1 protein-coding gene is annotated in these 9,039 nt (G+C 56.9%); it reads right to left on the bottom strand.

What is annotated here, in order from left to right:
- Positions 1–222 precede the first annotated feature (222 nt).
- Positions 223–8,874 (bottom strand): GH36-type glycosyl hydrolase domain-containing protein, encoded by an 8,652-nt coding sequence (locus ACMV5I_RS11350; protein ID WP_414824385.1) that lies wholly within the window; start codon positions 8,872–8,874, stop codon positions 223–225.
- Positions 8,875–9,039: the final 165 nt, after the last annotated feature.

Genomic DNA, 9,039 nt, shown 5'->3' with positions numbered 1-9,039 from the left:
AAAAACGTTTTTTGCCAAGTCGATACCAAGAGTCGATACTTTCATTTGGACGCTCCTGCTGTTGAGGTTAGACACTCAAATTGTGGCACATTGCGATGCCGTGGTAGGAGCGTCCATCTCATTATCCATGCGCTCAACGGTCGGCTAACCTGCAATGACTCCCTCCTGTCTCAAGCTTCGGGTGTAGCGGTATTAAACACAACTATTTAGCTACTGCGTCCCTTATTGCTTTCCCAGAATTACCTCCACCTGGTAGATTTTGGCCTCATCAGCCAAGGTAACCACCGCTTCCTGCTGCAGCACACCATCAATAATCACCTGAGTTTCTCCTTCCCCCTGGCGTAGGGTGAAGTGATATTCGCTCTCCCCTTCACGGTAGGTTAGGGTGACCGGTGGCCAATCTGCCGGTAAGCGGGTGTGGATGGAAAGCGTATTGCCGTGGCGTTTTAGCCCCAGCAACGACTCGACGATTAACCGATACATCCAGCCCGCCGAGCCGGTATACCAGCTCCATCCTCCGCGCCCAACGTGTGGGGCTACCGCGTAAATATCTGCCGTGGCGACATAAGGTTCGACCTTGTAGCGCTCCGCCGCAGTACTATCCAGGCTGTGGTTGATGGGGTTAATCAGCGCCATCAGTTCCCAGGCACGCTCGATGTTGCCCATCTCGGCGAACGCCATCACCGCCCATACCGCCCCGTGAGTGTATTGACCGCCGTTTTCCCGCACACCGGGCAGGTAACCCCGGATGTAGCCAGGATTCGGGCCGTTGCCGTCAAAGGGTGGGGTCAGCAGTTTGATGATGCCGGCCTGGTCGTCTACCAGGTGCTTATCCAGAGATTGCATTGCCTGTGCGCTGCGATCTTTGTCACCCGCGCCGGAAAGGATCGACCAACTCTGGGCTATGGCATCAATGCGGCATTCTGCCGCTTGGTGTGAACCCAGCGGTTCTCCGCTATCGAAGTAACCACGGCGATACCATTCGCCATCCCAGGCGTTGTTGTGCAGGTTGGCACGCAGTTTTTCTGCTTCCTCGCGGCACAGTTCTGCCAGCTCCAGATCGCCGCGGTGGGTGGCCAGTTTGCCGTAACGTTGCAGAATATAGAACAGGAAGAAGCCCAGCCAAACACTCTCACCCCGGCCTTCCAACCCTACCATGTTCATGCCGTCGTTCCAGTCACCTGCACCCATTAGCGGCAAGCCATGCTCGCCAAAGGTCAGGCCATGCTTCAGCGCCCTGGCTCCGTGCAGATAGAGGCTTTCCTGTTTCGAGCTGATACCAGGCTGTTCATAAGAAGACTCCTCACCCGGTGCCAGTATACGGGCCTCCAGATAACCCACTTGTTCTTCGAGGATCGATGAGTCGTCGGTCGTGTCGAGGTAGTGGCAAATGGCCAGCGGCAACCACAGGTAATCATCGGAGCAGCGGGTGCGCACCCCGTTGCCCTGCGGTGGATGCCACCAGTGCTGAACGTCGCCCTCAACAAACTGGCGCGAAGCACACAGCAGGATCTGCTCACGCATCCGCTCAGGCAAGGCATGCGTCAGGGCCAAGGTATCCTGGAGCTGATCGCGAAAGCCAAATGCGCCGCCGGACTGGTAATAACCACTGCGTGCGTGAATGCGACAGGAGAGGGTTTGATACAGCAACCAGCCGTTAGCCAGCAGGTTAACCGCTGGATGAGGCGTACCGATCTGCACCTTGTTGAGGATCTTGTCCCAATGGGCATCGACCAGCTGCAATTCGTGTTGCAATGCCTCCTCGTTGAGATACTGGCGTAGCAGGGATTCGGCTTCGTCGGCATCTTGTCCAAGACCAAGCGCAAACACAAAGCTGCGCTGATCGCCATCGATCATGCTGATGGCCGATTGCACCGCGCCACAGGGATCCAACCCGGCACCGGTCTTGCCGGATAACCGCCGCAGCTTAAGTACGGCAGGAGCGGCCAACGAACCGTTACGACCAATGAATTCCCGCCGATCGCCGGTGACTGAGCAATGGACGCCAGTAACGCCGAAGAAGGCGGTACGAGGCGATCCGCTGCTGGTGTAATGGTTGGTGGCGAGGATGCCACAACCGCCAGGTGGTGTAGCTACGCGGGTGACTACGTGCATCGCCGATTTCTGGCGTAAATCACCGAGGATCAGTTCGGCATAGCCGGTAGTCGAAAGCTTACGCGTACGGCCAGAAGTGTTGGTGAGCGTCAGCAGGAACAGTTTCACCGGGGCGTCTTTGGCAACCAGCATCGTCAATTGGCTATCGATACCGCCTTCCCGGTGTTCAAACACGCTGTAACCAAAGCCGTGGCGCGTCAGGTAATGACCGCGCCCACGGGCGGGCAGCGGCGTTGGTGACCAGACGTGACCACTCTCTTCATCGCGCAGATAGAAAGCCTCGCCGCTGCGATCGCTGACCGGATCGTTATCCCAAGGCGTCAGGCGGTATTCATGCGCATTCTCATACCAGGTGTAGGCTTGGCCGCTTTCAGAGATCACCGAACCGAACATCGGGTTGGCGATGACGTTTGACCACGGAGCCGGCGTCACCTTGCTTTCGTTCATGGCGATCACATATTCGTTGCCATCTTCCGAGAATCCGCCAAACCCGTTGTAGAACTGGAGCTTGTCGATGATCGGCAACTGCGGCGAATGCAGATTACGCGGCAAATTGGCCATGGTAGCCAGTTTGGAGGAGGCGGTCGGCGGCCCCAATGGCTGCTGCAGCGTTTGCGGCAGTTGCAACCTTTGGTTGAGTTGCTCCGTCAGGCCACCGCGGCGGTCATCCAGATAGATCCGCGCTACGCTCAGCAGCAAGGTGTGATCCTCCGGTGACATATGTTCACTGGAGCGTACGAAGATCCCTCCGGGTTTGTCCGTCAGGGAAGACTCCATCCCGGCGGCGATCAGCCCCATGATCCGATTTTGCAGATCTTGCCGGTAACCGCCGGAATCCTCATTGAGGATCACCAGGTCGACCAATAATCCTTTCAGCCGCCAGTAGTTGTGTGCCTGAATAAGCTGTTGCACCAGCCCGATATTCTCAATGTCAGTGACGGACAGCAGCACGATCGGCAGATCACCGGAAATCGAATAGCCCCACAGGCCGGACTGCCCGCGGCGGTTATTGATGATTTCATTGCTGGCGGCACGCATTTCCTGTGCCGGGAACACCACCGCGCTGGCCAGACGGTTAAACAGATTGGCGTCTTCTTCGTTAGCGTTCAACTGGCGCAATACCACCTGGCTGTGCGACCAGGCGAGTTCGAAAATACGATCGGCCATATGGCGGTCGCGGTACTTCTCCAACATCGCCAGGCTGGTGGCGCGGTCTTCACACACGCCGTAGAAGATATCCAGCGTCAGCGGCACGTTGGGTTCCAGCCGGATCCGCTGACGGATGGCGATGATCGGATCGATCACCGGCCCGGCGCTATTGGTCAGGGGTTGATTCTGATAGAGCGCCTGCGGGTTAGCTGCCGTACGGCCACGGCCGATAAACTTGGCCCGGTCGGTTTCAAAGGAGGTTTTGCTGCTGGCCCCCTGGACCGACATCATATGCAGCAACCACGGCGATTTTTCTTTCGGTTCACGCGGACGGCGATGGCACAGAATGGCATCCTGTTCCTGCAACAGCTCGGTTTGGACAAACAGATTGCTGAACGCCGGGTGGGCCAAATCGTTGCTGGCCGGTGCCAGCACCACTTCGGCATAGCTGGTGATCTCAATGGTCCGCGACTGCTTGCCCCGGTTCACCAAGGTTAAGCGCCGCAGTTCGATGTCGTCCTCAGGAGAGATCACCACCTGGGTTTTCACCGACAGCAGCCCCTGCTTGCGTTGGAATTCCGCCCCGGCATCGTTGAAGACGGCGCGATAGCCGCCTTTCTCGGTTTCGCCGGTAGGGTGCCAGGTATTGCTCCACACCTCGCCGGTTTGCGGATCGCGCAGGTAGCAGAACGCCCCCCAGTTATCGCAGGTGGCATCCTCACGCCAGCGGGTCAGCGCCAGATTCTGCCAGCGGCTGTAGCTGCCGCCGGTTTGGGTGATCATCAGGTGGTAGTTGGTATTCGACAGCAACTGGACTTCCGGGATCGGTGTATCCACACGGGTGAACTCACGCGCGGCGAAGCTGGCCGGTTTAATCGCGCCTTCATGGGTTTCGAAGTGGCGGCGGGTACTGTACAGCTCAACCGCATCAGGCACCCGTTCCTGCAACAGCAAGCGGGTTGACTGGAAGGCAGGGTAACTGGCAAAGCGTTTCACCATCGGCGCATCCAGCAGCAAGTGTGACAGCGCCAGGAAACTCATACCCTGGTGGTGAGCCATATAGGAACGAACAATGACATACAGTTGTCCCCGGCTGAGGCGTGAAGTGGTGTAGTCCAGCGCTTCATAGAAGCCATAACGGCCCTTGGCACCGTTTTTTTCCAGTTCCACCAGGTTGCTACAGGCATTGTCCGGATCGACAATCAGCGCCATCATGGTGGCGTAAGGGGCGATCACCATGTCGTCACCCAGCCCACGCCGCAGCCCTAACCCCGGCACACCAAAGGCGTGATACTGGTAGTTTTGCAAAGCGTCAAAGCCGAAGTAACCGGACTCGGAAATCCCCCACGGTACACCGCGCTCCTTGCCCCAGGCAATTTGCCGCTCGACTGCAGAGCGGCACATTTGCACCAGCAACGTATCGGGATAGGCAGGCATCACCAGTTGCGGCATCAGGTATTCAAACATCGAGCCGCTCCAGGACATCAGCGCTGGCTCCTTGTCGATCACCGTAAACAGCCGGCCTAACGCAAACCAGCTACGCTGCGGAATTTGGTTGGTGGCAATCGCTACATAGTTGGTCAGGCGGATTTCCGAGGCCAGCAGATCGTATTTACCACTGTCGGCACGGTTTTGATCGCAGTTGAAACCGACGGTCAGCAAATGGGTGGCTTCGTCATACAGGAAGCTGAAGTCCATTTGCGCCATTGCTGTCAGGCGCCGTGCCAACTGCGCCAACTGTTCGAGGCGTTCCGCTGCCAACTGTTGCACGGCATCCAACTGTGTTTGCTGTTCTGTCGACAGCGTCAGCTGTTTAGGTGGGTTAGCCAGCCAATGCACGCTAGGGAGCTGGTCTAGCTCCGGCATGCTGTCGCTCAGCCAGCCAAACCATAATGCCCATTCGGCGCACAGATCGTTGAGTTGCTGGTGTAAGTTGCCTGCCCAGCGTTTGACCTCGTCACCCTGTTGCAGAGCGGGTTCCTGCAGCCCATTACAGTGGTTACGCATTTCATTGAGTTCAGCCTGTAGTGCCGCCGGATGGGCGTTCTGCGCCTGTTCCCAGTGTTTGCGCAGTTTGGTTAATCCTTTTGGTGCGGCGTTACCCCAGTGCTGCTCCAGTATCAGCAACGTATCTTCCACTCCGGCCAGAATGCGGGCTGGCTCGATAACTGGCTGCATAGCCAACGCTGGCAGGCCTGAGCTCAGGGTCAACAGGTGGCCTGCGAAATTACCGCTGTCCACGCTGGAAACATAACGTGGATTCAGAGGCTCCAGGGTGCGCGTGTCGTACCAGTTGTACAGATGACCGCGATAATGCTCCATACGATCGAGCGTATTCAACGTCAGGGTAATACGCTGCAAGGCGGCACTGAGGGTGATATAGCCGAAATCATAGGCGGTGAGGTCGGCCAACAGCGCCAGCCCGATATTGGTGGGGGACGTGCGGTGCGCCACTACCGGCTCTGGAATTTCCTGGTAGTTATCCGGTGGCAGCCAATTTTCCTGCTGGTTGACAAAAGTGGCGAAAAACTCCCAGGTTTCGCGGCTGCTCTGGCGCAGGAAACGGCGCTGGCGATCGTCGATGGCCGTTTTGCTGCGCTGTGGCTCAAGGCTGAGCGAATAAAGCAGGTACGGCGACAGGATCCACAAGGCGGCTAATGGGATGGCGGCTAACAGCGCAGCCGGGCTGGAAAAAGCGGCCAATAGCAACAGTGAAACGCCAGCAAACGGGTTGATCCACAGGTTGCGATAAAAATTCGCCAGCGTGACGGTCAGGTGGTGTTTGGATTGGTCGAAGCTGGTCCACTCTTGCAGATGACGTTTGCTGATCAGCAAACGCCACAGGGTGATGCCAATGGCCTTCAGGCTATACCAGGCTTCATGAGGTAGCTCAGCCAGACGCAGGCCAATCTGACACAGCCGATGCTGTGATCCCTTCAGTGCCAGCTGCAAGTGCTGAATAACGGGCCGACGCGGGGGCTTGCGTACCACATCTTGCAACAAAGCCAGCAGCGTGGGCAGCAGCAGAATAATGGCGAATACGGCCAACCAGTATGGGGTATCCGGTAGCCAGGTTAAGCCAAAGAACAGCAGCAGCAGGAAGCAGGGGGCTACCAGGCTGCGGCGTAGGTTATCGAACAGTTTCCAGCGAGACAGAGGGCTTAATGGGTTAGCGGCCCGCGAACCGTCTTCAGTGGTGACCCGGGGCAACAGCCAGTTCAATAGCTGCCAATCGCCGCGGATCCAGCGGGTGCGGCGGGCAACATCGACCAGATAGTTGCTTGGATACTGTTCATAGAGCAAGACGTCGCTCAATAAACCGGAACGGGCATAGCAACCTTCCAGCAGATCGTGGCTTAACACCAGATTTTCCGGGCAGGTGCCCTTCAGGCTGTGGGAGAAGACGTCAACATCATAAATCCCTTTGCCGATAAATGAGCCTTCGCCGAACAGATCCTGATAGATATCTGAAGCCATCTGGGTATAAGGATCGTTGCCGGGCGTACTGCTGCAAAGGGCAGCATAACGGCTCTGGCCATAAGCGGGGATCTCTTCGGCCATGCGGGGTTGCAGGATGGCATAACCCTCCACCACTCGCTGCAGTTTGGCATCATACTGAGGTTGATTCAGAGGATGGGCCATGGCGGCGATCAGCCGGTGTGCTGTTTCACGTGGTAGCACGGTATCGCTGTCCAGGGTGATCACGTATTTGACGTTTTTCAGCACCTCCAGCCCTTGGCCAACCTGAGTGGTAAACGCATTGCCACGGTTACGCAGCCAATCGTTCAGCGCGTTCAACTTGCCACGTTTACGCTCCAACCCCATCCAGCTCTGCTGTTTTTCATTCCATTGGCGATCGCGATGGAATAGGAAAAAGTGGCTTGGCCCTTCGCAGGCATACTGCGCATTGAGCTCGTTCATCTTTTGGCTGGCATAGGCCAGCAGTTCGGCATCGTCGGGCTGCTGTTGCCGAGGCGAGTCATTAAAGTCGGTGAGCAGGGCAAAATGCAGGTGCTTGATGGCATTGCCCAGATAACAAACTTCCAGTGTGTTGATCAACTGGTCAATGCCGGGTTTGCTGCTTATCAGCGTGGGAATGGCAACCAGCGTGCGGAACTCGGCCGGGATACCACAGGAAAAATCCAACCTTGGCAGCGGCTGCGGAGAACGGCTGCGGGTGGTGATCTCACTGAGCAGACTAATGACGAACTGAGCGAGCACCATCCCCAAGGGGAACAGCAAGATCAACAGTCCCCAGGTGAGCCCGGTTTGGTGGGCATGGCGTAACAGCAAGGCCCAGCAGGCCATCGTGAGTAGGCTGATGCTGCCGAGCCAGGAAAGCAGTGGAGATTGGCTGAGTGCCTGACGGATACGCGTAATACGGCTAAGCCGAACGTCGAGCTGTTGCTCTAACTGCGTGCGACCATGGTCAATCAGGTAATAGCCGATGTGATGAGTGCGTGGATCGTTGCGGGGATCTTCGGCGGCGACCCGTGCCATATTTAGAGCGTGTTGTGCTACCTCAACCTCATTGTAAGAACAGTGGCGAGCCAGTCTCTCGATCACATGACGATAGTTGTCACGGGTATCGAAATGCATTAGTGGATAAACCCCGGTAGGATCTTCGCGCAGCGTCTGATCGACCTTGCTCATGGTCTCAACAAATTCCGCCCAATCCATTTCACTCAGTTGCCGCAGGCCAGCGATACTGTTGCTGACGGAAAGTTGGCTCACAGCCAGTTGTTGGTTGAAACGATGGATAAGCTCATCGGAGCTCAGGCTGACTTCGGCCAGGCGTTGCTCAACCCAGGTCAGCGGTAGCGCCAGCATGGTGCCGTGCCCCTGCAGGCGCCGCACCAGTTCCGCCACAAAGGCGCTGGTGCGGGGCGGGTTGGAGCGGGCCATATCGGCAATCACAATGATCAGGTTGGCCGGATCGTTTTCCGCCGACTCCAGCATTTTGGTCACCCAACTATCGGCCAGGCTGCGTTCTTCCTGTGCCTGTGCCACTTCTACCGCCACGCGGCGCAAGTTCTCAATGAGCGCCAGCCTCAGCATGCCCGGCAGCGCCCAAAGCTCGCCCAGGGTCAGATTGGCCTCTTTTTGGTAGGCGGCAATATAGCGCGTCAGGCTCTCGGCATCCCATCGCCCGTCGCCGTGAGCAATGGCTTCGGTGGCGATATCGAAAATTCGTGGGCAATTGTGCGGGGCGGTTAACTGTGGCAGCCCACGGCCGAAGGTTTTCGGCAGATGGTGCCGAACGACGCGGATCTGCTCCTCGATAAGATAAAAGTTATCCAGCAGCCAGTCGCCCGCCGGGGTCATGGTGTTTTTCTTGTCGTTACTCAACCTGCGGCAACTGTCCGTCAATACCTGCTCGTTGTTATCGAGACGCTTGAGCAAATAATAGGGTGTTTTATGGGTTGCCAGCTTATGGGAGCGTGCCAGGCGCTGGCCATAGCGTTCCATTTGGTCGACCGAAAACAGCTCTGCCTTGATGTTGCTGGCAGGAGGGGTTTCGGCAGCAGCCCGGTTATGCCGTAAGGGTAACCGGGCCACTTTGGGGTGGTGGCGCTGTTTCTTTAACCAATTGATAAGTATTTCTTTCACGCAAAAAGCTCCTTACATCTGACCCAAAGGACAGCGGGTTAATACCGTTGGGAGGCTGTGAACATCTTGATTTAACTATCGATTTGATATGACAAGATTTCACTGCGGCAGGAACATGACTTCTAAGTATAGTTCCGCCGCGCGCGTGTGGCTGTTTTTTAATCT

The sequence above is a fragment of the Serratia sp. T13T92 genome (assembly GCF_047530105.1).
GTDB lineage: Bacteria > Pseudomonadota > Gammaproteobacteria > Enterobacterales > Enterobacteriaceae > Chania > Chania fonticola.
The sequence above is the reverse complement of the archived record's forward strand: the minus strand, read 5'-3'. Positions and strand labels throughout refer to the sequence as shown.